This is a genomic window from Candidatus Woesearchaeota archaeon B3_Woes, assembly GCA_005222965.1.
In the GTDB taxonomy this organism is placed as follows: domain Archaea; phylum Nanobdellota; class Nanobdellia; order Woesearchaeales; family B3-WOES; genus B3-WOES.
On sequence record NJBG01000001.1, the window covers coordinates 246,680 to 270,144 of the forward strand.

At 28.8% G+C, this 23,465-nt stretch carries 28 protein-coding genes; 9 read left to right on the forward strand and 19 right to left on the reverse strand.

Features of this window, described 5'->3' with window-relative positions:
* Position 1: 1 nt before the first annotated feature.
* Entirely contained in the window at positions 2-2,176 is a 2,175-nt protein-coding gene (locus tag CEE44_01430; GenBank protein ID TKJ17178.1) for a hypothetical protein, read from the reverse strand.
* Positions 2,177-2,281: 105 nt separating this feature from the next.
* Between CEE44_01430 and CEE44_01435 the strand changes: the two genes are divergently transcribed.
* Together CEE44_01435 and CEE44_01440 are read left to right on the forward strand one after the other, a co-directional pair.
* Positions 2,282-2,458 (forward strand): RNA-binding protein, encoded by a 177-nt coding sequence (locus CEE44_01435; GenBank protein TKJ17179.1) that lies wholly within the window; start codon positions 2,282-2,284, stop codon positions 2,456-2,458.
* 1 nt (position 2,459) lies between these two features.
* Entirely contained in the window at positions 2,460-2,738 is a 279-nt protein-coding gene (locus CEE44_01440) for an elongation factor 1-beta (GenBank protein ID TKJ17180.1), read from the forward strand.
* A gap of 43 nt (positions 2,739-2,781) precedes the next feature.
* On the opposite strand, the gene CEE44_01445 is transcribed toward CEE44_01440, so the two are convergent.
* Positions 2,782-3,240 carry a hypothetical protein gene (locus CEE44_01445; GenBank protein ID TKJ17181.1) on the reverse strand — a complete coding sequence of 153 codons (459 nt, stop codon included), beginning with the start codon at positions 3,238-3,240 and terminating at the stop codon, positions 2,782-2,784.
* Positions 3,241-3,304: 64 nt separating this feature from the next.
* Positions 3,305-4,762: a histidine--tRNA ligase gene (locus CEE44_01450; GenBank protein TKJ17182.1), complete on the reverse strand. Its 1,458-nt coding sequence runs from the start codon at positions 4,760-4,762 to the stop codon at positions 3,305-3,307.
* Between the two features lie 151 nt (positions 4,763-4,913).
* Between CEE44_01450 and CEE44_01455 the strand changes: the two genes are divergently transcribed.
* Positions 4,914-5,195, forward strand: a complete 282-nt coding sequence (locus CEE44_01455; protein TKJ17183.1) for a hypothetical protein — start codon at positions 4,914-4,916, stop codon at positions 5,193-5,195.
* A 2-nt stretch (positions 5,196-5,197) separates the two neighbouring features.
* Here the strand turns inward: CEE44_01455 and CEE44_01460 are convergent, their stop codons facing one another.
* Positions 5,198-6,076, reverse strand: a complete 879-nt coding sequence (locus CEE44_01460) for a type II methionyl aminopeptidase (GenBank protein ID TKJ17184.1) — start codon at positions 6,074-6,076, stop codon at positions 5,198-5,200.
* 33 nt (positions 6,077-6,109) lie between these two features.
* Positions 6,110-6,595 (reverse strand): hypothetical protein, encoded by a 486-nt coding sequence (locus CEE44_01465; protein ID TKJ17185.1) that lies wholly within the window; start codon positions 6,593-6,595, stop codon positions 6,110-6,112.
* A 94-nt stretch (positions 6,596-6,689) separates the two neighbouring features.
* Between CEE44_01465 and CEE44_01470 the strand changes: the two genes are divergently transcribed.
* Positions 6,690-8,099, forward strand: a complete 1,410-nt coding sequence (locus CEE44_01470; protein ID TKJ17186.1) for a hypothetical protein — start codon at positions 6,690-6,692, stop codon at positions 8,097-8,099.
* 20 nt (positions 8,100-8,119) lie between these two features.
* Positions 8,120-8,407 carry a hypothetical protein gene (locus CEE44_01475; GenBank protein ID TKJ17187.1) on the forward strand — a complete coding sequence of 96 codons (288 nt, stop codon included), beginning with the start codon at positions 8,120-8,122 and terminating at the stop codon, positions 8,405-8,407.
* A gap of 54 nt (positions 8,408-8,461) precedes the next feature.
* On the opposite strand, the gene CEE44_01480 is transcribed toward CEE44_01475, so the two are convergent.
* From CEE44_01480 to CEE44_01505, 6 genes are all read right to left on the reverse strand, one after another.
* Complete coding sequence (locus CEE44_01480; protein TKJ17188.1) at positions 8,462-10,357, reverse strand: hypothetical protein; 1,896 nt, start codon at positions 10,355-10,357, stop codon at positions 8,462-8,464.
* A 40-nt stretch (positions 10,358-10,397) separates the two neighbouring features.
* A complete protein-coding gene (locus CEE44_01485) occupies positions 10,398-11,048 on the reverse strand; it encodes a proteasome subunit beta (protein TKJ17189.1) in 651 nt (216 codons plus the stop codon).
* 71 nt (positions 11,049-11,119) lie between these two features.
* Positions 11,120-11,872 carry a hypothetical protein gene (locus CEE44_01490; GenBank protein TKJ17190.1) on the reverse strand — a complete coding sequence of 251 codons (753 nt, stop codon included), beginning with the start codon at positions 11,870-11,872 and terminating at the stop codon, positions 11,120-11,122.
* A 7-nt stretch (positions 11,873-11,879) separates the two neighbouring features.
* The gene (locus CEE44_01495; protein TKJ17191.1) at positions 11,880-13,070 is read right to left on the reverse strand and encodes a hypothetical protein; all 1,191 of its coding nucleotides are present in this window, start codon (positions 13,068-13,070) and stop codon (positions 11,880-11,882) included.
* Complete coding sequence (locus CEE44_01500) at positions 13,067-13,783, reverse strand: hypothetical protein (protein TKJ17192.1); 717 nt, start codon at positions 13,781-13,783, stop codon at positions 13,067-13,069. Before CEE44_01500 ends, CEE44_01495 begins: the two co-directional genes overlap by 4 nt.
* The gene (locus tag CEE44_01505) at positions 13,776-14,297 is read right to left on the reverse strand and encodes a hypothetical protein (GenBank protein ID TKJ17193.1); all 522 of its coding nucleotides are present in this window, start codon (positions 14,295-14,297) and stop codon (positions 13,776-13,778) included. Before CEE44_01505 ends, CEE44_01500 begins: the two co-directional genes overlap by 8 nt.
* A gap of 238 nt (positions 14,298-14,535) precedes the next feature.
* Between CEE44_01505 and CEE44_01510 the strand changes: the two genes are divergently transcribed.
* On the forward strand, positions 14,536-15,156 hold the full coding sequence (locus CEE44_01510; GenBank protein TKJ17194.1) for a hypothetical protein: 621 nt from the start codon (positions 14,536-14,538) through the stop codon (positions 15,154-15,156).
* On the opposite strand, the gene CEE44_01515 is transcribed toward CEE44_01510, so the two are convergent.
* The 3 genes from CEE44_01515 to CEE44_01525 are packed head-to-tail and all read right to left on the reverse strand — an operon-like array spanning position 15,146 to position 17,226.
* The gene (locus tag CEE44_01515) at positions 15,146-15,655 is read right to left on the reverse strand and encodes a hypothetical protein (GenBank protein TKJ17195.1); all 510 of its coding nucleotides are present in this window, start codon (positions 15,653-15,655) and stop codon (positions 15,146-15,148) included. The two genes, CEE44_01510 and CEE44_01515, sit on opposite strands and share 11 nt — an antisense overlap.
* Positions 15,652-16,806 carry a hypothetical protein gene (locus CEE44_01520; GenBank protein ID TKJ17196.1) on the reverse strand — a complete coding sequence of 385 codons (1,155 nt, stop codon included), beginning with the start codon at positions 16,804-16,806 and terminating at the stop codon, positions 15,652-15,654. The genes CEE44_01515 and CEE44_01520 overlap by 4 nt, the downstream gene beginning before the upstream one ends.
* Before the next feature lie 45 nt (positions 16,807-16,851).
* Positions 16,852-17,226 carry an FAD synthase gene (locus CEE44_01525; protein ID TKJ17197.1) on the reverse strand — a complete coding sequence of 125 codons (375 nt, stop codon included), beginning with the start codon at positions 17,224-17,226 and terminating at the stop codon, positions 16,852-16,854.
* Positions 17,227-17,474: 248 nt separating this feature from the next.
* On the opposite strand from CEE44_01525, the gene CEE44_01530 reads away from it, so the two are divergent.
* The gene (locus CEE44_01530) at positions 17,475-17,741 is read left to right on the forward strand and encodes a translation elongation factor-like protein (protein ID TKJ17198.1); all 267 of its coding nucleotides are present in this window, start codon (positions 17,475-17,477) and stop codon (positions 17,739-17,741) included.
* A 118-nt stretch (positions 17,742-17,859) separates the two neighbouring features.
* On the opposite strand, the gene CEE44_01535 is transcribed toward CEE44_01530, so the two are convergent.
* The 3 genes from CEE44_01535 to CEE44_01545 are packed head-to-tail and all read right to left on the reverse strand — an operon-like array spanning position 17,860 to position 19,389.
* Entirely contained in the window at positions 17,860-18,489 is a 630-nt protein-coding gene (locus CEE44_01535) for a hypothetical protein (protein ID TKJ17199.1), read from the reverse strand.
* Between the two features lies 1 nt (position 18,490).
* Complete coding sequence (locus tag CEE44_01540; protein ID TKJ17200.1) at positions 18,491-18,907, reverse strand: 6,7-dimethyl-8-ribityllumazine synthase; 417 nt, start codon at positions 18,905-18,907, stop codon at positions 18,491-18,493.
* A 14-nt stretch (positions 18,908-18,921) separates the two neighbouring features.
* On the reverse strand, positions 18,922-19,389 hold the full coding sequence (locus tag CEE44_01545; GenBank protein TKJ17201.1) for a riboflavin synthase: 468 nt from the start codon (positions 19,387-19,389) through the stop codon (positions 18,922-18,924).
* Positions 19,390-19,480: 91 nt separating this feature from the next.
* Here CEE44_01545 and CEE44_01550 point away from each other — a divergent pair, with 91 nt between their 5' ends.
* Together CEE44_01550 and CEE44_01555 are read left to right on the forward strand one after the other, a co-directional pair.
* Positions 19,481-20,251 (forward strand): hypothetical protein, encoded by a 771-nt coding sequence (locus tag CEE44_01550; protein ID TKJ17202.1) that lies wholly within the window; start codon positions 19,481-19,483, stop codon positions 20,249-20,251.
* Entirely contained in the window at positions 20,244-21,182 is a 939-nt protein-coding gene (locus CEE44_01555; GenBank protein TKJ17933.1) for an EamA family transporter, read from the forward strand. Before CEE44_01550 ends, CEE44_01555 begins: the two co-directional genes overlap by 8 nt.
* Before the next feature lie 2 nt (positions 21,183-21,184).
* Here CEE44_01555 and CEE44_01560 read toward each other — a convergent pair whose 3' ends face one another.
* Both CEE44_01560 and CEE44_01565 read right to left on the reverse strand, forming a co-directional pair.
* Positions 21,185-22,948 carry an alanine--tRNA ligase gene (locus CEE44_01560; GenBank protein TKJ17203.1) on the reverse strand — a complete coding sequence of 588 codons (1,764 nt, stop codon included), beginning with the start codon at positions 22,946-22,948 and terminating at the stop codon, positions 21,185-21,187.
* Positions 22,949-22,994: 46 nt separating this feature from the next.
* On the reverse strand, positions 22,995-23,441 hold the full coding sequence (locus CEE44_01565) for a hypothetical protein (protein ID TKJ17204.1): 447 nt from the start codon (positions 23,439-23,441) through the stop codon (positions 22,995-22,997).
* Positions 23,442-23,465: the final 24 nt, after the last annotated feature.

The window sequence follows — 23,465 nt, forward strand, 5'->3', positions numbered from 1 at the left end:
ATTACAAAGAAGCTATTTTAAGATCTGTTTCTAATTCTATCAAATCATAATTTATTCCTTTCTTCTCTTTATCTCCAGCTCTAATTTTTCTCTGCATTGATTGTATTTGTTTTATCAAAGAAGTTGCTTCAGCTATCTGATTAGAATTTATTAATTTCCTAGCTTCCTCTATAGATGAATGGATATCTTCATATTTGGTTTTATCTTCTGCTTTTTTAGGAGTTTTAGGAACAGCATCTTTTAATTGTTCAACAAATTCTTTTTCTTCAATTTTAGCTAATTTCTCTTCAATAATTCCTTCTTTGTCCCATAATTTTCTTTCTCTTGATTCAACACCTTTTATTTTATCTTCAGTACGAATCATATCTAATTCTTTCATCACACTTTTTTCTTCTATTGCTTTTAACTCTTCTAAATCCTGTCTCTTTTGTTCACTCAAAAGATTCTCCTCATCATCTAACTCTCTTAAGAATCTGTTTTTATCTTCAATCTTTCTGTTTAATGAATTATAAACATCAGTTAAGATAGCTATCCTGCGGTTTAAATCTTCTGCTTTATCTACTAGCTCTTTAGATCTCCTTATTTTTGCTTCCCTCTCTGATACTATTTTTTCCCTTTTATCAAGATTAGAAACATGACTTTTAACATATTTTTCTTTTTTACTTATTGAATCTTTAGATTTCTCAATCTTTTCTAAAGTTTTATTATATTTATCAGCATTTTTCAAAGAATTATCTAATTCTTTTTTACTATCAATAAATACTTTCTTGCTGTCCTCTAATAAGCCTTCTATAGTATCCCATTCTTCTTTTAAACCGTCTACTTTATTTTCTTTTTCAGCTAATTTAAAATCTATTTCATCTTTTATTTTAAATATAATAGAAGCATTTGCTCTTAACACATCTTTCTTCTTTTTTAACTCTTTTAATCTGGCTGTTACTTGATCTTCTTCATTAAGCAGTAAAGCTCTGTTATCTTCAACTTCTTTTAATTTAGCATTAACATCTTTTTCTCTTTGTGATAAATCCTTTTGTTGATCTTCTAATCCTTTAGTTTTACTCATATTTTGATTTTGTAAAGAACTTATCTCTTTTTTTGCCATTTCTAATTCTTTATTTTTACTAAAATGCTCCTTGCCTAAAACATCAAGTTCCAATTTTTTCTTTTTTATTTCTTCTTCAATTGGTTTTTTACTATCTTTTAATTTTTTTACCTCTTTTTCCCATTTCACCCTGTCTTTAATAATGTTAGAAGCTTGTTTTTCGAGGTCTTTTTGTTTATTTTTCATTAAACTTTCCTGAACACTTACTAACCTCTCTCTTTCAGAAATCTTTTTCAAAACATCTTCACGTTTCTTCATAAGTTCAAGTTTTCTATTAATTTCATCTTCTTTTTTTACAAGGCGAAGTTTTTCAAGAGCTCCTTCTTTGCTTTTACGAACAAATTCATTTCTAATATTCTGAAGTTCTTTTTTCATTCCTAATAAATTTGATTCAATAGATTTTTTCTCGTTTGATAATATTGTTACCTCTTTTCCCAGTTGTAATTTTTTCTTCAAACTCTTGTTTAATGATTCCTCTATTTTCCTCTCTCTATTTTTCATTAAATCTTCTCTGGAATTAATCAATATCTCTCTATCAGAAACCTTTCTTTCTCTTAGATTAATTTCATTTGCCGCTTCTTTTAATTTTTCAAATTCTTTTAAACCAGCTAAAATCTCTTTTTCTTTCTCCAACAATATTTTTTTATCGTCGTTTGTTATTTTTTGTCTTTTTCTAAATTCTTGTTCAACTAATTTTAATTTTTTTCCCTTTTCGGTTAATTGATTGTCAAGTAATCTGTCTTTTTTAGTAAATTCTTTTTCTAAATAATCTTTCTTTCTATTAAGCAAGAATATCTTCCTTTCAAGATATGCTTTATCTTTTTTCCATTTGTGTTGATCACGGCTTAGTTGTTTATGCCCTGCCATAATTTCCATTTCTTGTTCATTAAGTTGTGTTGATTTAACACTAGCATATTTCTCAACTTCAAGCTTTTTTTGTTCAAGTTCTTTTTTTAACCTATTGATTTTGGTAACTTTCCTACTCTTCACTTTTTTCTTAGAAACAGGTTTTGGAGGAGAGGGAGCCTTATCTAACACTTTATTTTTATCCTTCTTGCCAAATCCCAACCCCATACCCAAAAAACGTCACTAGTCCTTTATTAATCTTTATTACCCTTTTGGAATGGTATAAAGAGCTGCAATCGTAATATTTATAAAGGCATCTTTAATCCATAGGTCATGGAAGACCAAAAATTAATATGTTCATCTTGTAAAAAAAGAATAACAAACAAACAAGGAGTAGTTAGATTTATGTGTCCTAACTGCGAAAAACAAGAGATAGTTAGATGTAAATCATGCAGACAAAACGCTGCAAAATACAAATGTCAATCCTGTGATTTTGCTGGTCCTAATTGAAATGACAAACGTAATTATTACACTAAAGATAATGCCTGAATCTCCTGAAGTAGATTTAACTAAACTTAAAGAAGAAACACTAAAACTAATAAAAGAGTTTGCAGGAGAAGGTGAAACAAAAACAGAGGAAAAACCAATTGCATTTGGTTTAAAATCACTGGATATAATCTTTATTATGGATGAATCACAAGGTTCAACAGATTCATTAGAAGAAAGCATAAAATCAATTTCTGGAGTTCAATCAGTAGAAGTTATTGATGTTAGAAGAGCTATTGGTTAATTATTATCTAAAAAATAATTAACACACAAAAAATTGTGAAGTTCTAAACTGGGTATTGCCTATCTTGAATTGGATTAGTATGTTGCGTTGAATGACCTAAATTTGATTCTAAACCTTGAGAATGCTGTAATGCATCTTCAACTACACTTAATAGTTGTGTTAATTCAAATGGTTTATCTAAAACAGCAACAGGATTTAATTCATTTATTCTATCCTTTTGACTATCATCCATTCCACCACTCATAAATATAATAGAAGAGCCATTTATTCCTTCTTCTTCAATTTGTTTATAAAATCCAGGACCGTCTAAATTAGGCATGCAAACATCACTAATATAAAGATCAAAAGGGGTTTCTTCTTCATATGCTTCTCTTACAGCATCCACTCCTTTTAACCCATCTTCTACGGTAACAACATTATAGCCTTTTCCTTGTAGTATCATTAAACAGAAATCTCTACATTGTTTAGTATCATCTAAAACTAAAATTTTTTCTCCAGCCATTTTTTATAATACCTATATTTATTTACTACTTAAAAATAATAACATATATTTAAAACTTTGCATTTTAAACATTAATATCTTCAATTGCTTTTTCTGCTTCTTTTCCTGATTTCATATTTTTGATTTTTATTTTTCCTTTTTTTAATTCATCAGGACCAATTACAATTACATTTTTTGCTTTAATTTTGTTTGCATAATCAAATTGATTGCCTAAATTTCTCTGCATTAGATCAATATCTACTCTATATTTTTTTCTTAGATTAAAAGCAATTTCAAAAGCTTTTTCTTTAACATCTTTATTTACAATTGCAATATAATAATCAACACCAATATCTTCTTTTGGTAATAGTCCCTTTTCTTTTAATAATAATCTTAAGGTAGAATATCCCATCCCAAAACCAGTAGAAGGTGTTTTATCCCCTTTAAATAATTCAATCATGTTGTCATATCTCCCACCACCAGCAATGCTTCTAAATTTTTCTTTTGTGTCGGATATTTCAAAAACAGTTCCTGTATAATATGCTAAACCCCTAACAACACTAAAATCAACTTTTATAAATTTTTTATCTACTAATTTTAAGATTTCTTTTAGTTCTTTTAGGCCTTGTTTTGCTAATTCGTTTTTTGGATTTAGATTATTTATTTTAGAATCAAGAAAAATTTTTATTTTTTTTATCTGATCAAGAGTTATATCTATTTTTTCAAGCTCAGAATTAAATTCATCTTCACTAATCTTTTTTCTTTTGTCAATAATCCTCATCACATCTTCTAATTGTTTTTCTTCAACAATTTCTGATAGCAACCCCTGTATAAGTTTACGATTATTTATTTTAACAAAAAAATCTTTTTCATTTAAACCAAGAGATTTTAATGATTCTATTGATAAATTAATTATTTCTGCATCTGCTTCAGGTTTAGAGCAGCCATAGATTTCAACATTAAACTGAAAAAATTCTCTTTGGCGTCCTGCTTGCGGTTTTTCATATCTAAAAACCCTGTTAATACAAAACCATTTAACTGGTTTTGGTATTGCTTTTTGTTTTGCAATAAACATTCTGGCCAAAGAAGGGGTAAATTCAGCTCTTAAAGCAAGTTCTTCGTCTCCTTTTTTTTCAGTAATAAATATTTGTTTTATGATTTCATCTCCTTGTTTCGCCTTTAATAAATCTAGATCTTCAATTACAGGACTATCTACCTCTAGAAAACCAAATTTTAAAGCATTTTTTCTTAGTACATCAAATACTTTATTTCTAATAGACATCTCTTCAGGGTAATAATCTTCAGTGCCTTTTGGATTTTGAAATTGTTCTTTTACTTCTTTTTGAATTTTTTCCTGTATTGTTTTTATTTCTTCTTCTCTTGCAGGAGGTATCCCCTTAGGGGTTTCTTTAGAAGTAACCAACATTCTGACAGAATCCCTAACAGCCTCAGAAACATTAGGATATATTCCTAAGTCTACTAAAATCTTTATTTCATTGATTAATCCATTAGTTAGCCTTATTTGCATAGTTTGCATTACCATAGTGATGTATTCGTAATGCTTTTTACTATATAAATCTTGCTATTTTGAGCTAAAATATCTTAAAAATAAAGAAAAGAGCAATTAAATACATTATAAACAGGAAATTATTTAAATCATTATTTTCCATAAATTAATATTAAGGAGGTAAAAGATGAAAACAATAAAAAAATTAGGGGTTTTGTCTGTTGCAAAGATACAAGGAGTCATAATGGCTTTTATAGGATTGTTATACGGAATAGTCTACACTATATTTGGTAACCTATCAGATGTCCTTGCAGAAGCAGGTGCAGTTGGTGTTGGTCTAGGTTATGCTGGGATTATCATTCTACCATTTTTTTACGGGATATTTGGATTTATAGGGGGAGCTTTTGTAGCTTTCTTATACAATAACGTTGCTGATAGAGTTGGAGGAATCCAGATAGAATTAAAATAAACTTATATTTTAGTTAAACAAACAACTTTATCATCAATTAAAAAAGAATTTTCAGCTTGACTAACTAATCCTCCTTGTTTCTCAACCAAAGGGGGATACTCATGTAATATTTTCAATAGCTTTAATTGATTTAAAGAATATCTTACTTGAGCTTCTGAAAATTTGTTTGTCAGCCATCTTGTTGTAAAAGGCAAACCATTTAATTTTTCAATCTCTTTTTGTATATTTCTGACAAATCCTACTCTAACAGATTTTTTTCCTGTTAAACCAAAAACAGATGGATCTCCTTTTTCTTCTATCAAACCAATTCCATTTGTTGCAAATGGTTCGATTGCAATTGTCATTCCTTTTGTTAATGTGGTTTCATCTTTATTATCAAAATTAGGAATTGTTGGAATATCATGTATATTCCATTGAGACAATCCATGTCCAGATAGATTTCTTACAGGCTTAAAACCAAAACTCTCAATAGTTTGTTGAATTGTTTTTCCAATATCCTTTAATTTTGTTCCAATCTGTAATATTTTTGTTGCTTCTTTTAGTGCTTCTTCGCTTGCCTTAACTAACTCAGAATTTTGACCAGACAAATCAACAGAACATGCACAATCTCCTATAAACCCATTAATATGAACTCCAATATCTAAACAAACTAATTGATTTTCTAAAACTATTTTATCATCTTTTTCAGGACAGAAATGTGCTGCAATATCATCACAACTTATTTGAGGCGGAAATGCAAAATCACCACCAGAACTTTTAATTTTTTCTTCTACTTTCTCAATAACATCCAATAGATATGAACCTTTTTTTATTAATGATTTTCCATATTCTCTGGCTTCTGCTGCTAATCTTCCTGCTTTAATATAATCTTCTCGTAACATAATACAAAATAAAAGAACTTGTTTATTTAAATCTTAGTATATTATAGCAACAACAACTCTTTTTATATTCTCAAACCTTATCTTATATGGGTCTGTTTTTTTTAAATTATCTCCTTTTGTTATCGCATACCATCCTTCTTCATCAAAACCAACTTCAACAACCCTATGTATAATTGTACCATCTACTTCATCAATTTCATAAGAAATAATATCGCCTGGGTTAATCATTCTATAATTTTTTGGTATGATTTCTATTGTATTAGTATCTTTATCTAATATAGGATCCATTGAATTAGTATCTGTAAATTTGGCCCATTCAGCTCCTTCAATTTCAATTATAACTTTATTCCCATAAACCTTAATTTGGCTTTCCTTTATCCAGTTTGAAGGAGATAATTTGTCTGTAACAGCATTATTCAATAAAGAAGGCTGTTCAATATTATAATCATAGCTATAGCTGGAAAAAACCATTACAAAAAAAACTAAGACTAATAATAATTTTTTAATTTTAACCCCCAAAATAAAAAAAGAATGAATCCTTTATAAATTTTAGTATTTTAAAGTAGTTACAAAAGAAAAGTTTATAAACAGATGGCACATCCATTAACACAAAATGTATAATGGTAAAGTGTGTAAATTCGGAGGCAGTTCACTTGCTGATGCAGATAAAATTAAGCAGGCAGCAGGTATTATTCTAGGAGATGATGACAGGCGAATTGTTGTTGTATCTGCATTTGGAGGGGTAACAAACCAATTAATAGAATTAGTAGAAACACAACATAGGAACCATAGGGTTGATTTCCAGCCCATGCAACATTTAGAGAAAAAATTACTCTCTATTTCTCAGGGATTAGGAATTGATGATAATACAAATAGATTTATGCATGATTTAGATACTAGATTAAGAGAAGAATATTCAAATCCAAAACAACATTCTGACAATGTAAAAGCATGGGGTGAATATGCAACTGGTCTTTTTATGACTGAATATCTTAATAAGATGGGGGCTAATGCAAAATTTATTGATTCTAAAGAAATGATAGTTGTATCTGATGATTTTGGCAATGCAATAATCTTGCCTGAATCTGATGAAAAAATAATAGCTGAATTAGGGAATTTAGAAGAAATCGCAGTTACTTCAGGGTTTTATGGATCTACAAAAAATGGAGTAATCGCAGCACTCCCTAGGGGTGGTTCAGACACAGTAGGTGGCAAAATAGCAGGAGTTTTAAGAGCTGAAATATATGAAAATTTTACAGATGTTGACAACATTAGGAGAGTAAGCTGTATAGAAGATGCTCTTCCAATAGATGTTATGACATATGATGAAGCAATGGGGCTTTCATATCTTGGATTTAGTGTTTTAAAAGTTGATGCAATTAAGCCCTGCCTGGAAGCAGATGTTCCAATCCATGTCAGAAACACATTTAATCCGGATAAAGAGGGCACATGGATTGTAAAGCACAGGAAAAGTGATGATCATGCGATTACTGGAATTGCATTCAAGCCAGGTTATTGCAGTTTGAACATAAGAAAGGTATTGTTTTCAAGAGATCCAAATCATATTTTGGCAACCTACCTCCTTCATACTGAAGTAGGAGTTACTAGTTTTGGTGAATTTCCAATAGAACATGCGCCAACAGATGTCTCAAATATTTCCTTTATAATTCCCCAAGAATATTTTACAAATATGACTGTTAACAGAGTAACCCGTCATCTTGCGGATTATTTTAAAATTCCGAGTGATGATATAACACCAGATTATAATCCAATTTCATTAATATCGGTAGTTGGTCAGGGCATGAAAGAAAAACCAGGTGTCTCAGCAAGAATTGCAGGAGCAATTGCATTAGAAGGAGTTAATATAAAGTTTATAACACAAGGAGCTTCAGAGCTAAGTATCATCTATGGGGTTAATGAAACAAATAATGAGCCAGTAAATGCCAGAAAAGCTGTTGAAGCAATTTATAATGAGTTTTTTGTTGAACCAAAAATAGGTAGGGCATTGAACTTGGTTAAATAAATTATATGGGTGAAGATTAAATGAACAAACAAGCAATGATACAAGAACTCACAGACAAAGTAAATATAGAGTTTGATGACACTAGGCAACCAATAGTAACTGAAGTAGTTCTTGACAGAGTTGCAGCCTTTCTCTTTGAACAGATTGAAAAAGTGCATAAGGCAAAACAAAGATTACCTAACTATTCATTTCTTTATGATGTTATATCTGCGGTTGTTGGCCGGGAACACTTCTCAGAATGCATCCACTACATGAGACAAACTTATCCAGATGAGCTGAAAGAAATGGGATTCCCTGATATGACCTAAAAGAAATGGGATGCAAAGCTTTCGATGATTAATGGGTTTTATTTCTTATGAATATTATTTCAGCCTTAAAGCATCAAGATTTCTGGGTGCAACAGTCTCTACCCTGTTTTGTTTATGTATAGAAGAAGCCAAATCCAAGCACTTTGAACTCTCGCCATGATTTATAATTACTTTTTTAGGTTTAGGGTCACATTTATGAACAAAATTCATTAATTGTTTCCTGCCAGAATGACCTGTCAATCCTTCTATTGTATGAACTTCCATCTTAATAGGGTTTAATTCTTGTTTTTGGCCAAAAATTGTAATAAATTCTGTTGCTCCTCTTTGTATTTTTCTACCTAAAGAACCCTCTCCCTGATAACATACAAACACCAAGCTGTTATTAGGATTATCAGATAAATGTTTCAAGTATTCAACAGAAGGTCCTCCAACTAACATACCAGATGTTGCCAAAATAACACAAGGACCTTTATCCTCAATAACCTCTTTTCTTTCTTTTTGGCTTCCTATCCTCTTAAAATAAGGAGCCAAGAAAGGATTATTATCCTTATGAAAAATTAATTTTTTTATAAAATTGTTGAGGAATTCTGGATATGCTGTGTGTATGGCTGTTATATCCCACACCATTCCATCAATATAAACAGGAACATCTTTTAATTTATTGTTTCTTATAGCATCCTCAATAATCAATAAAACCTCCTGAGCACGACCAGAACCAAGTACAGGAACTAAAACCTTTCCTTTTCTTTCGATTGTTTTCTTTATTAAATTTATTAACTCCTCATCACTATCTTTTTTAGGAGGCAGGATGTTTTCTCTTCCACCATATGTACCTTCCATCATTAAAGTTTCTAATCTTGGGAATGATGTTACAGCAGGCTCTAATAAAGCAGTTTTTCCATATTTCATATCTCCTGTATAAAGAATGTTATGCAGACCATTTCCTACATGTAAATGAACCATAGCGCTTCCAATGATATGACCAGCATTGTACAATGTAATCCTTACATCTGGAGTTATATCAGTAACCTCTTCAAAATCTAAACACACTGTATGCCTAACCATCTCTCTAACATCATCAGATCCAAAAATTGGTTCTTTATCACTATTTGCTTTCATTATTTTAATATAATCTAATAACAACAAAGACATAACATCTCTAGTTGGTTCAGTACAATAAACAGGACCCCTGTAACCATACTTAAATAAATAAGGTATAAACCCGCAATGATCAAGATGAGAATGTGAAACAATTACAGCATCTAACTGATTTATATCAAATTCAGGCGCTTCTAAGATAGGATATGCTTCATTATTGCTTGCAACATTAACACCACAATCAAGCAAAATTTTACTTTCAGGTGTTTGCAACAATATACAACTTCTTCCAACCTGCCTGCCGCTTCCTAAATAACTTATCCTTACCCATTCCTCTTTTTTCTCACGCACCCATGAATCATATATTCTATGGCCTATTTTATCTAAAAATTTTCTTCTATAATCAGAATGTTGATACAAAACAGATCTTACGTTTTCTATAAGCTTTGATCTTATTGCAGGAGTTCTCCTTATCAAAGGTACCCAGAATGTTTTTTCTCTTATTTCTTTTAGAATAGCCCCTTGTTTGCCGATAACCAGCCCTGGTTTTTCAGCTTCAACAACAACAATGCTTCTCTGAGGATCAAATAAGATATTTCCAACAAAAGCTTCTTTTGGCAATAATTTTTTTATTTCTTTTTCAGCCTTTTCCAAATCCATTGTAACACTTGGATCTGGTCTTAACTCTATTCTTTTCTTTATATTATTGACTATCTCTCTTATTAATCCATTATTATTAAGAAAAAAATCTTTATTCTTTGTATATAATACAATATTTGCTCCTTCAAAACAAGCATCAGATATTTTTTCTTTAGGTAATTGCTTCAAAACTTCTTCAATTATATTCGCCATTTTTAATAAAATATCTTAATAAAAAGAACCACCAACAAATTTAAGCACTTATTTGTGTATTAATTTCTTCTTCTAAAACCTTTTTAAACCCTTTTTCAGTTATTGTTATAACATCATAACCAGAACCAGATGCAGAATCCCTTTGCAATGCAGCATTCAAAGCTTTTACAGCTAATTTAATGCCTTCTTCAACAGTTATATCTTTTTTGTATAATGTTTCTAAAACACCATAAGCAGTTATTGAACCAGAACCGCTTGAAACATAATCCTGACATTTTGTTATAGAACCATCAACAAAGATATCATATAAATGAAAACCTTGTGGGTCTTTTCCACCCATTAAAAACTGAGTAATCCCAGGTATCATTGACATCTGTCTTATATTATTATATACAAATCTAGCTGAAAGATTAGCAACTTCTTTAACAAAAATTTCTTTCCTTGTTCTTATATGCTTAAGTCTAATCTCTGATTGAATTAATTTTATCAATAATTGTGCATCAGAAACAGTTCCTGCAATTGTCATAGCAAGAGTATCACTAATTTGGTGTATTTTTTGAGCTCTTTTATCAGCTATGATATTCCCCATAGTCGCTCTTCTATCTGCCGCTAACACAACACCATCTTTACACAACAAACCAATTGTTGTAGTACCTGTTTTCAATACATTGTCTTTAACTTCTGTTTTCATTTTAGAACTAATTCATCCATAAGAATTAATAATTAGAATATGTAGTTTTATATTTAAAGCTTTCGGTTTTACTACTTTAAAGAACTCTTTAGCTCAATTTCATCATAACTATCGCATAAATCTACTTTGTTATCCCATATATCATAAATATCTTCGTGTTCTAATTTTATTTTAGTAATGTTTTTACATTCTTTTCTTAATATAGATACAGTTCCTTTTACTTTTTGTACAAAAACATCATCAAAATACAGATTTCCGGGAATATAAAAAGACCCTGTACTATCTAAAAACTTAAAAACCAAGTAAATAGATGGTTGAACTTGTGTATGGTCTACATAAAAAATAACCTTTTTTGATTTACAATCTATAGGATAAGTCTGCCATTCAAAAGCATCTTTTTCGGATTCTAATCTAACAAAATGAGTCTCATTACAATATTCAATAGGAAAATCCTTAAATTCTATACCATCTGTATCTCCAACAAGATCTCCATCAAAATACACATAACCATATATATTCTTCCTGCTTAAGGTATCAATAAAACTTGCAGTAGGAGGAGGGGGTGAATAAATAAAAGCAACCAAATACCCTATAAGAATTAAAAAAATTAATATTACAATCACACCAATATAATGCTTAAATTTAGATAAAAATTCTTTTGTTTTTCGAGGAAATGCTAAATAAAAAGGTTTTTTTACACCTTTACGTTTAAGTTCAATAAGTTCTTCTTCTTTATATTTCCTAAAAACTCTGTGTACAAGGTGTTTTTTTGGATCTAATTGTTTTAATTCGTCGCTTTCCTCATTTTTCTTATCTTCTTCCATCTTTAAATTAACTTACTAAATCCACTATAACTGCTCTTGAATAAAGCTTTATAAAATTAGAAATACTTCCTTCAGATCTTAAGAAACTCTCTGGAATTAATTGATAACGTGTAGAATAATCTCTAACAAATTGGTAGATATTATCATCCAAAATTATAGAGCCATACGTAACTATAAAAATTTCTTTATCACGAATTAATTCTTCATAGTCTCCACCATTATTATCATCTATAAAAATCAAAGGGGTATTTACATAAGATGCTAACAAAGTACCAACTAAACCAGCATATTCATTATCATAATCAACTAATATTAAACTAGAGTAGTTTATCCAATAATCAAAATAATCAGAAGTTTTTGTTGATTTAGTTTCAATAGTATAACCAGAAGGAGAACCTCCACTATAAGTACTATTAAAAAGATAGGTTTTATTTGTTGAATAATTATCCATCAGAAAAACCATGTCACTAGAATTTATATCTCCATATATATCATTTTTATAAGCTACAGAATAGTTATAAATATAAATGGTTTGATTTTCCTTAAATAAGGTTAGAGAAACTATTTCTAGTATTTCTCTCCAATTTTTGACATCTCCACTCTCATTTTTTTCTTGTATTAAAAATAAAGGGTTATCACTATATAGACTAAAATCTCTATTATTGGTTGGAAACATGCTCCAATTAAAATATATTGTTGTACATCCTGCTCTTCCTTCAAACCAAACATCCAATACATTATTTGGTGTTGATAAACACGAATAAAAAGGATAATAATCAAAACATACATTTCCTACATATAATTCTTCTACAACATTAAAATCATCAATAAAAAATAAATTTTTATTATTTCCTGCACTTAAACTCTCATTTATCATAGGATAGTCTCTAACTAAAGTTGTATTGTATATTATAACACTAGACTTATTCAAATCAACAAAACAAGCAGTATCAACCACTTCTGGAAGATAAAATGTATATTTTTTTATATTTCCATATTTAGATGACAAAAAATCTATACCAGATCTTATATCTGCTTCTAAATCTGCTTTTATTAACTGCCTTGTCTTTTCCTGAATCATATTTCCTGCTTTAATAACAAACACAACTAATGCGAAAATAAAAATAATAAAGAGTATTGTAATTACAAGCTGTTGTGTTAATTCCACCCCTTTTTTGTTTTTTATTAAATTAGTCATATTTTTTTTAACTTATCAAAAACCTCTTTTTTATTTGAACTTTTTAATTTATTTTCAGAAGCGTTTCCAAAAACGCCATGTATCTTGTTTATATCCTCTTTCTTTGCTTTTTTACCATACAATTGAGTAGATTTTTTCAAAACAGATTGTAATTTTTCATCTTCAGTAATATATTTTCTTGAAGAAGTTGGTTTTATCTGTTGTTGATTTGATGGTTGTGGAATCGAAATTTTTTTGTTTTCTTTTGTCCTAGAAAATAATTTTTCAAATTTTTCTTTAAGTATTATATCTAATTTATATTTTTCAAATAAAAAGATAACAAACACCAAAAAAATAATTAGAACAGGTATGTAAATAAGGGGCCATATAATTCTATTTTTCTTTAAAGGGTCTGACCCAAGACTGTTTATCTCCTTAAAATCGTTTATGCCGTCTCCATCAGAATCAGCAGAACTAGGGTCTGTTCCTTGCATAAATTCCTCAAAGTTTGACAAACCATCTCTATCTTTATCATATTTATTATCTACAACATCAAATCTCAAACCATTTCTTATTTCCCAATCGTCTGGCATTCCATCATTATCAAAATCATATGGATAAGAATCTTCTTCATCAACTAGTCCATCTCCATCAGAATCCAAAGAAAAAACAATAGGCAACACTAGTGAAAAAACAACTAATAATATCACCTCTTTTTTTAAAATATTACTCATTTTTTTCTTTAATAATGTCTTTTAATTGTTTTACTCTACTCATCATTTGGTCTATCTCTTTTTTTTTCTTTAATTCTACATCTTTTTCTTCTAAAATAAGTTTTAAGTTAGGAATCAAACAATAATAAGCTTTAGCTTTTTTATTGTTAGTTTTTCTTTTTACAATAAATCCAGCATCTTTTAAATTCTCTAAAACTCTTGTTACAGTTCGGTTTGTTGGTACTTTAATTTTATTCTGTCTAGCAAAGCTTGCTTTTATTTCTAGTGGTTTTTTGTTCTTTGTATTAAGCAAAGATTTTAAATCATCAATTTTCTTTTTCAAAGAAGGGTCTTCATTTATTATTTTATCAATATAATAATCATAAACTTGCGTTGCTGTCAAAGCATCATCACTAAATTTTAGAAGATTAAACACCTTTTTTTCTTCTTTAGAAAGCATACTTAAAATAACGTCTATCTGTTTTTCTTTAAACTCCTCTTTCTTAAAATCAAAAACATCTAAAACATTTCCCAAAATTCCACCTCTTCTAATATTTAATAAAACTAATATTTAAATCTTTTTAATTGTTCTTGGAAATATGAGATTTCCAGAACACCAGAAAATTATTAATCTAGTTTTTTACACGACAAATCTAATTAAAGAACAGTGCATTAAAATCAAGAATTTTTTGAAGTGAAAACCAATGAAACCATATAACAAGAATTTTTTATAATCAGAAAGGTTTAAATAACGTGAAAACCAATAAAACTATATGGATCCGGATTTACATAAACCAATACATGATAAAAAAGAAAGAAAACAAATTCAACCGCATCATCGTCATATAAGCCTGCTTCTAATTATAGTTATTTTTCTTATAATTCTTTTATTAATTATGATTAAACCTGCTTTGTTAGGTTATAAAGTATCATCACAATTTGAAGAAATAGAACTAGAAGTAGCTGAATTTATCAAAGAACTGGAATTAACTAAATCGAATCTGATTATTACACAAACAAATTTAGATAGCTGCAAAAGCTTAAATCAAGAATATTTAGAAAACCTTGCTGAAGAAAAAAACACAGGTTTTCGATGTGGTCAGGAAAAAAACGAATTAGAATCAAAATATAGACAACTTCAAAGCGAATATATATTTAATATAAGTAAAATTAAATCTGAATTTGAACAAAAAAAGAATGAAATACAGATTAACCTAACACAATACCAAACTAAATATAATGAACTTGAAACAATTCATAATCAAATTGTGAGTAACGCAGCTAATAACCTTTGTTGTAAAGCAAAGGTGGATAATAAAGATATTGATTCGTATATCCTATTAAATGGTGTTATTATGTGTTTAGTAGGAGAAGAAAATAAAATTAATTGTTAAGTTTCCTTTTTCTTAGGATTAGTATAAGAACAAAAAGCAAAACTAATCCTATTACACTATAAAACCACAACCATTTATTATATTTCTCATAGCTCAGAGCTATATGAAGGGTCTGTTCATTTAATATTTCATATCCTCTTGGATTAGAGCATACAATATTACTTGATTCAAGAAAATAAGGAGTTATAAAACTAAAATCTGTTTCATTTAAAATTATAACAGCTCCAACTAATTTATGATTATCTATAACATCAGTATACAACTTCATTGGTAATTCAAATCTAAAAGAATAAATATTATTGTTATTTTTATCAACAAGTCTACAATTATAACCTTCCTTAACTTGGATATTTCTATCAGGATAATAACCTTCTTTGATTAATTGTTCTTTTAAAATTATTTCACCATTATTATAATTAAAATTAAAAATAGAAACCTTATCTGCATAAACAGAGCTAATTAAAACTAAAAACATTATAAGATAAATTCCTTTTCTCATTTATATTCCTCTAGTCTTTCTTTAATAATTCCTTCATTTAAAATACCATACTCCTCACTTTTATCATAATTTCTCATAATTGAAACATCTATTGATCTATAAAATTCATTTGTTGAACATCCCCTAATACAGTCAGTATTATCTACAGAAGACCAGGAAGAACATCCTTCATAATCACAATTAGGATAATCTTCTGCATCAAACCAACTTTCATAATAATCATCTGTATATTCATCAGCAAGATTTGCAAAAGAATGTCCAAACTCATGAACTAAAACTAAAGGATTATCTCTCGTATTTATTTTTACCATATTTGACAAAGCACTTGACCTAACATTTATATCTAAAAGTCCTCTATCAACTAAAACAAATATGTAATCATTTGGGCAATTAGAAACCAATTTATTTACACTCAAACTATCGCAAAAAATATAATCAGTTATAGAACAGTCTGGTTCTCCTTTATCTATCATCCATATATTAAATTTGTTTTTGTTGCCTAAAAAAGGTTCTATCTGTAAAAGAGAATCACTTACATACCATTCAATATCTTGTGTAAAAAAAGTTTTATTTTTATAACCAAACCCTAAAAAGACTATATCTATTTTTTCATCAGGATTCCCAACCCCACTTCCTGGAACAATAACGCAGTTTTGAATTATATCATTATCATTAATAGCCTCTACCAAAACTTCATTTGTTAATGTTGTTAATCTTAAATTTAATTTATTATTTGCAACATTCACACATAAAGGATTTTCTGATTCATTTAATTTAACATAATTAATTCTAGCAGGACTAAATTTACCAGATGGAAAAAAGAAAAGATTTTTGTCTTTGTAAATTTCTTTATCTTTTGTTAAATCTAAAAAACTATGTGGGCTAAATTGCTCATTAGAATCTATAAAACATATCTTATCAACATCAGAAGGCAAAGAGAAAGAAACAGTATCGATACCTCCCCTTCCTTTAGTATTTTGATGTTTCAAAGTATTTTCAAGTGTTACAACAAAACTTTGTATTTCTGCTTTTTTTTCACTTTGGCGAAAATCCCTCATTCCTCCAAAAGATAAAAGCAAGGTAAACACTATTATAATAACGATTAATATATAAATAAATACATTTGAAGTAAACTGTGATTTTTTAAACATATAAAATACAAATAGGAGATTTGTATATAAATTTTGTTGTTAAATCTAACTTAATTTAGAACTCTTATATTTATGAGGTTCATATGCTCTTAATCTTTTTATTGAAATCTCAAATTTTTTCAAATCTTTCAAAGAAGCTTCTTGATCATAACCCAGGCATATCAAATCTGGTTTGAATTTTCTAATAACATTATATCTATCCTTGATACAACCCAAAACAGTTTTATCAGCATATTTTCTAACGGTTTCCAGTCTTTTTTTCTCATTATTCATAGGAAGTCTTCCTTTAATTTTTTTAACTGTTTTATCTCTAGCAACAACTAAAATAAGATAATCTCCATACTTTTTGGCCTGTTCAAAAAAATTTAAATGCCCTTTATGTAAAATATCAAATGTTCCAAAAATCATTACTTTTTTCATTTGTTCTTAAACCAAAAAGTTTTTATCTTATTTAAATATATATTTTATATGCAGGAAGAATTTGAAGAAATTGAGTTTAAATGCTCTAATTGTGGTAAAAAAATCAAAATGTTAAAAAGAAAAAATTATTCTATAGAGGGATTACTATGTCAAAGATGTGGTTTAGGAGAAGAAAAGCCTGATCAAGACTAAAATTATAGTAAGATTATTATATAACAAAGATATTTGCAATATAAAGGGTATAAAATATGGTTGAAGAAGAAAAACCTGAAGGAAAAGAAATTGGTAAAGTAACACACTATTTTTCGCATATAAGTGTTGCTGTAATAAAACTAAACAAACCACTAAAAGTAGGAGATACAATACATATAAAAGGAGCGACAACTGACTTTACACAACCAATTGATTCAATGCAAGTAGAGCATAAAAACATTGAAGAAGCCAAAGCAAAGGACGACGTTGGATTAAAAGTCCAAGATAAAGTCAGAGAACATGATATTGTATACAGAGTTTGATTGTTATTATATCCATTGGAATAACTTTCAGAAATAAAAAAAGTATAACTTACCAATAATAAAATTTAAGTAAAGAAACTTATCTTCAAAAATTTTATTTGCATTGTAATTTAAAATTCTATAATTTATGATTAAATTTAATTTTCTTGGTTTTCAAATAATTATGGTTATTAATGTTTGATTTTATTTTAACTGGAATTTTTTGGCTAACTTCTATTCCGTATTTTTTTAGTTGAAATTCTTTATCTGGATTATTTGTTATTAATCTAACTTTGGTAATGCCTAAATCAAACAATATCTTAGAAGCTGGCCAGTAATCTCTCCCATCTGGATTATGCCCAAGTTTAACATTTGCATCATATGTATCAAAACCATCTTCCTGAAGTTTATATGCTTTAATTTTTTCTAATAATCCAATTCCTCTTCCTTCTTGAGGTAGATATATGATAATTCCTTCTTTTTCATCTCTAATCATAGACATTGCTTTGTCTAATTGATATCTACAATCACATTTTTTTGATAAGAAAGTCTCACCTGTAAAGCATTGAGAGTGAACTCTGACTAAAGATTCATTTTTTGGATTACCTTTAACCAATACACTTATCAAACTATTGTCAACAAGATTTGTATATAATAATAATTTAAATTCACCTTTTTGTGTAGGTAATTTTATTGACGTTTCTCTTTTTATCATATTTTTTTGATAAGGGACATTATATAATTTATTTTTTTCAATAATAGTTTCCATTTTATTTTAATCCTTCAATTTCTTTAATCATTTTAAATGCTGCTTCAACAGAACGTTTAGTATATCCAGAGATGCGTTTGACAGCATCTGCATGGGTCATTTTGGGTCCAGATATACCAAGTGATACTGGTTTATCATATTCAAGGCTCAAATCGGTAATCTTTCTGGCGGAATTTCCTGCAACAATTATATCATGATCAGTATTTCCTTCAATAACTGCTCCGAGTGTAACTATAGCATCTACATCTGATTTTAAAATTGTTTTGACTGCTAAAGGCATATCAAACGCACCTGGAACTTTTGCTATCTTTGTAACAGTCCCTCCTAAAAAACTAACATGCTCTTTTGCTATCTCAAACATTGGCAATGTTATGTCTGAATTAAATTCAGTATATACTATTCCTATTTTATAATTCATTTTTTATCCTCCTATTAAGTTAAAGGACCAGCATCATCAAAACCCTGCCTTATTCCTTTTCCTGCAAATTTCTGTAAACTATTTTTTCCTTTCAATAAAGAAAGAGCATTCAAAGAGTGTTTTATAGTTCTATTTTCAAAAACTTTGATTAGTTCTTTTTTATCTTTACATTCATCTTCATGAACAAAGACTTCAAGGATATGCTTATTTGTCAAAAGCTGTACATTTATTATTCCTTGACTTGCTTCATGTGCGCATTGCTTATCAATTGGTTGAGCACCTGGCATTCCCAATGCAATAGCTATGTCACATTTGTCTTCTTCTAATAATTTTTTGCATGCAACTGGTAAATCTTTTATTCCTGGAACTGTATATCTTATAATTTTAGTTTCGGTTGAATTTTCTTTGATTGTACCTATTGCAACATTACTCATGTTATATCTTGCAAACATTGTATCTGCTATCCCTATCACATAACTCATAGTAAACAAGAATAAAGTAGTTACTTATAAATGTTTTGATACTCAAAAAAGAGTAATATTTAAATATAAGTTGTTAATTTTAATATAATGTATGGATAAAAACACCTTATCAAAAAAACTATACAAGACTGACATTATTATGCTAATGTACATTGCTTCTAAATCGGAGTTTTATAATGAATTTAAAACATCTACAATGAATATTGCAGAAGATTTAGGGATATCACAGCAAAGCGCATCAAGGAAACTTTCTGAACTAAAAAGTCAGGATTTATTAGATGTAAAGCCAACTAACAAAGGCTCAATAATTAGGTTAACGCAGGAAGGGGTTTTAATGTTAAAGAATATTAAAAGTGAGTTTTTTGAAGAGCTCAAGCCTAATGTCATATTTAATGGTTCTTTAGTTAAAGGATTTGGTGAAGGAAAATATTATATGGAACAAAAAGGCTATAAACAACAGTTCAACAAAAAATTAAACTATATACCATGGCCAGGTACTTTCAACATTAAATTAAATTCAGGAAAATTAAAAGATATGCTAAGCAATATTAAACCAATAACAATTAAAGGATTTAATGAAAAAAACAGAAACTTTGGAAGCATATATTGTTATCCTTGTACAATAATTGACAATAAACTATTAAACAAAAACCTTTACAATAAGTTAAAACAAAATGGATTCATGGGTTTTGATAATATTCCACCGGATATTGAAAAAGATATTAAGACTAATCTTATAATTCCAAAACGTTCAGGACATTCAGATGATATAATTGAGATCATTGCTCCTGTTTATTTAAGAAAATCATTAAATGTAAAAGAAAATGATGAAATAATTGTTACATTACAACAAAATGATTAAAAAAACAAATAAATGGTGGCCAGCACTTTTAATTATTATTGCTGCAATGATGTGGGGTATAGATGGAAGTGTACTAAGACCAGCACTATACTCTCTTCAGGCAAAAGTTGTTGTATTTACAGAACACGCTATCGCATTCACTATAATGCTTATTTTAATCATAATAACATTAATCACTAATAAAAAATCTTCTTGGCTTCAAAAAGATATTAAAAGTATTAAAAAACTCTCTTTCAAAAGATGGCTTTCTGTCGGATGGGTTGCTTTTTTCGGAGGTATGATCGGAACAATAGCAATAACAAAGGCATTGTTTTATGTTGGATTTGTACCTTTATCAGTCCCTATACTACTACAAAAACTTCAGCCTATTTTCGCAATCTTACTTGCTAGAATTGTTTTAAAAGAAAAACCAAAAAAGAAATTTTACTTTTGGGCTTTCTTAGCTTTAATTGGAAGTTATTTTGTAACTTTTGGTTTGAATAAACCATTTATAAGTTTTGAAAACAAAACATTAATGGCAGCAATACTTGGATTAATAGCTGCATTTTCATGGGGTTCTTCAACAGTTTTTGGTAAGAATATCTTGAAAAGTCTAAGTTTTAGAGCAGCAACATTCTTAAGATTTGGAGTAACATCTATTTTGGTTTTTTTGCTGTTAATACTAACCTCTTCTTTGTCAGGACTAAGTAATATACAACCAACCCATATTATGATATTAATTATTATAGCACTAACAACAGGGGGATTAGCAATATTCATCTACTATAAAGGATTACAAAAAGTAAAAGCCTCTTCAGCAACAATCTATGAACTTGCATTTCCCATTACTGTATTAATTTTAGATTACCTACTTCACGGAAAAATATTATCAATACATCAATTTATAGGAGCAACACTAATCATAATATCATTTATTAAGATTACTAAATAGAATTATTCTAAAACAGCTTTAATTCTTCTAATACCTGCAGCAGAACTCTCTTCTTTTTTTATCTTAAAATGACCTAATTCAGAAATATTTTTTATATGGGGACCCATACAAATCTCTTTTGAATAATCTCCAATAGAATAAACAGTTACTTTCGAAGGATACTTTGCGCCAAACTCTGATTGTGCACCTGATTTCAATGCCTTGTCTAATTTCATTTCCTCACTTGTAACTTTTAATTTTTTCTGAATAACTTTATTCACTTCATCCTCAACAGCTTTCTTCTCTTCTGGTGTTAATTTTCTATCAAAATTAAAATCATATCTAAGTCTTTCAGGAGTTATGTTACTCCCTTTTTGTTTTATATTTGGATTTTTCAAAACTTTTCTTAATGCTTCTCCAAGCAAATGCGTTGCAGTATGAAGCTTAGCAGTTATTTCAGATGATTCACTTAAGCCGCCTTTAAATCTCTTCTCTGCTCCTACCCTCGACAATTCCTGATGTTTCTCAAACTCTTTATCAAAACATTTTACATCAACAGTTTGTTTTCTTTCTTTAGCAAGCTCTTCAGTCATTTCTATTGGAAACCCATAACTTTGGAATAAAAAGAATGCATCTTTTCCAGAAATCTTTCCTTTACTATTAATTTTTTCAAATTGTCTTAAACCTTTTTCTAAAGTATCTCTAAATTTCTCCTCTTCTTTTGATAATTCATCCAAAATAAATTTTTTATTTTTATTAAGCTCTGGATAATCAGTTTTATACATATCAATTACACTCTTTGCAAGAGGTTCGCATAATCCCTTTTCAATTCCTAAAAGTTTTCCATGTCTAATAGCTCTTCTAATAAACCTTCTAAGAATATAACCTTGATCAAGATTACTAGGCACAACTCCCCTCTCATCTCCAAGAATAAATGTTGATGCTTTCACATGATCTGATATAATCATAACACTATTCATTTGTTCTTTATTGAATTTTTTAATATTAGATAATTTTTTTATTTCATCAATAATAGGAATAAAGATTTCTGTTTCATAAACATTGTTTTTGCCTTGTAACATGGCAATTGTTCTTTCAACACCCATTCCAGTATCAACATTTTGTTGTTTTAACTTAACAAATTTATCTTCTCCTACTTTATCATACTCCATAAAAACATCGTTCCATATTTCAAAATATTTCCCGCAGTTACAACCAGGTTTACAATCTGAACCGCATGATTTTTTCCCAGTATCTATAAACATCTCTGTACAAGGACCACAGGGGCCTGTTTTTCCAGCAGGACCCCACCAATTATCTTTCTTAGGCAAAAAAAAGATTCTCTCCTTAGGTATTCCTAATGATTCCCATATTCCAGCAGATTCAATATCTTTAGGAGCATCTTTATCTCCTTTAAAACAAGTGATATATAATTTAGAAACATCAAACATTAAAACTTCTGTCAAAAATTCAAAACTCCATTCAATTGCATCTTTTTTAAAATAATCTCCAAAACTCCAGTTTCCAAGCATCTCAAAAAAAGTTAAATGAGTAGAATCGCCAACTTCATCTATATCCCCTGTTCTAATGCACTTCTGAACATCAACTATCCTTTTTCCTAAAGGATGGGGTTGTCCTGTTAAAAAAGGGACTAAAGGATGCATTCCAGCTGTTGTAAACAACACAGTCGGATCATGCTCTGGAATAAGAGAAGCAGAATCTATTAGAGCATGGTGTTTGCTCTTAAAAAATTCAATATATTTCTTTTTTAGTTCTAAAGCATTCATAGAAATAAGAATAAACTTAATTCTTTTAAAGGTTACTATATTATATTTATCCTTTTCTGATGATTATATTTGCTTGTTTATTTTTTATAGAGATGAGTTCTATATATAATTGTTCATCTCCAAGATATAATGTTTTTGATTTTTGAGGTTGAACACGAATTGGTAAAGGGTTTCCAAAGAAAGATATTGTTCTAACATCAAAGTCTAATGCAAAATATTGCTGAAAATAATCTGTATTAGAAGAAAAAGGGTTAGATTTTAGAGAAAACTTGGCTCTTTTTCTATCTTTGGTTAAATCATAAAGTGAAAGTATATATGATCCTCCATCTGTTATAATATCAACTTTACCATATTCATCAATAGTAATCTGTTCTGTGTTTAATGTTGCAAACGCAACTATTTGATTACTGCTATCAACACTAGGGAAAACTGCTATAAGAGCTATTAATAATACTAAAACAAATCCAAGACTTAATACTTCTTTATTATTCATAATTTCACCTCTAATACCTTATTT

Excerpts from the sequence above, each read along its gene's own strand:
- CEE44_01430 (TKJ17178.1), bottom strand. The coding sequence starts at position 2,176 with ATGGGGTTGGGATTTGGCAAGAAGGATAAAAATAAAGTGTTAGATAAG.
- CEE44_01435 (TKJ17179.1), top strand. The coding sequence starts at position 2,282 with ATGGAAGACCAAAAATTAATATGTTCATCTTGTAAAAAAAGAATAACA.
- CEE44_01440 (TKJ17180.1), top strand. The coding sequence starts at position 2,460 with ATGACAAACGTAATTATTACACTAAAGATAATGCCTGAATCTCCTGAA.
- CEE44_01445 (TKJ17181.1), bottom strand. The coding sequence starts at position 3,240 with ATGGCTGGAGAAAAAATTTTAGTTTTAGATGATACTAAACAATGTAGA.
- CEE44_01450 (TKJ17182.1), bottom strand. The coding sequence starts at position 4,762 with ATGGTAATGCAAACTATGCAAATAAGGCTAACTAATGGATTAATCAAT.
- CEE44_01455 (TKJ17183.1), top strand. The coding sequence starts at position 4,914 with ATGAAAACAATAAAAAAATTAGGGGTTTTGTCTGTTGCAAAGATACAA.
- CEE44_01460 (TKJ17184.1), bottom strand. The coding sequence starts at position 6,076 with ATGTTACGAGAAGATTATATTAAAGCAGGAAGATTAGCAGCAGAAGCC.
- CEE44_01470 (TKJ17186.1), top strand. The coding sequence starts at position 6,690 with ATGTATAATGGTAAAGTGTGTAAATTCGGAGGCAGTTCACTTGCTGAT.
- CEE44_01475 (TKJ17187.1), top strand. The coding sequence starts at position 8,120 with ATGAACAAACAAGCAATGATACAAGAACTCACAGACAAAGTAAATATA.
- CEE44_01480 (TKJ17188.1), bottom strand. The coding sequence starts at position 10,357 with ATGGCGAATATAATTGAAGAAGTTTTGAAGCAATTACCTAAAGAAAAA.
- CEE44_01485 (TKJ17189.1), bottom strand. The coding sequence starts at position 11,048 with ATGAAAACAGAAGTTAAAGACAATGTATTGAAAACAGGTACTACAACA.
- CEE44_01490 (TKJ17190.1), bottom strand. The coding sequence starts at position 11,872 with ATGGAAGAAGATAAGAAAAATGAGGAAAGCGACGAATTAAAACAATTA.
- CEE44_01495 (TKJ17191.1), bottom strand. The coding sequence starts at position 13,070 with ATGACTAATTTAATAAAAAACAAAAAAGGGGTGGAATTAACACAACAG.
- CEE44_01500 (TKJ17192.1), bottom strand. The coding sequence starts at position 13,783 with ATGAGTAATATTTTAAAAAAAGAGGTGATATTATTAGTTGTTTTTTCA.
- CEE44_01510 (TKJ17194.1), top strand. The coding sequence starts at position 14,536 with ATGGATCCGGATTTACATAAACCAATACATGATAAAAAAGAAAGAAAA.
- CEE44_01515 (TKJ17195.1), bottom strand. The coding sequence starts at position 15,655 with ATGAGAAAAGGAATTTATCTTATAATGTTTTTAGTTTTAATTAGCTCT.
- CEE44_01520 (TKJ17196.1), bottom strand. The coding sequence starts at position 16,806 with ATGTTTAAAAAATCACAGTTTACTTCAAATGTATTTATTTATATATTA.
- CEE44_01525 (TKJ17197.1), bottom strand. The coding sequence starts at position 17,226 with ATGAAAAAAGTAATGATTTTTGGAACATTTGATATTTTACATAAAGGG.
- CEE44_01530 (TKJ17198.1), top strand. The coding sequence starts at position 17,475 with ATGGTTGAAGAAGAAAAACCTGAAGGAAAAGAAATTGGTAAAGTAACA.
- CEE44_01535 (TKJ17199.1), bottom strand. The coding sequence starts at position 18,489 with ATGGAAACTATTATTGAAAAAAATAAATTATATAATGTCCCTTATCAA.
- CEE44_01540 (TKJ17200.1), bottom strand. The coding sequence starts at position 18,907 with ATGAATTATAAAATAGGAATAGTATATACTGAATTTAATTCAGACATA.
- CEE44_01545 (TKJ17201.1), bottom strand. The coding sequence starts at position 19,389 with ATGAGTTATGTGATAGGGATAGCAGATACAATGTTTGCAAGATATAAC.
- CEE44_01550 (TKJ17202.1), top strand. The coding sequence starts at position 19,481 with ATGGATAAAAACACCTTATCAAAAAAACTATACAAGACTGACATTATT.
- CEE44_01555 (TKJ17933.1), top strand. The coding sequence starts at position 20,244 with ATGATTAAAAAAACAAATAAATGGTGGCCAGCACTTTTAATTATTATT.
- CEE44_01560 (TKJ17203.1), bottom strand. The coding sequence starts at position 22,948 with ATGAATGCTTTAGAACTAAAAAAGAAATATATTGAATTTTTTAAGAGC.
- CEE44_01565 (TKJ17204.1), bottom strand. The coding sequence starts at position 23,441 with ATGAATAATAAAGAAGTATTAAGTCTTGGATTTGTTTTAGTATTATTA.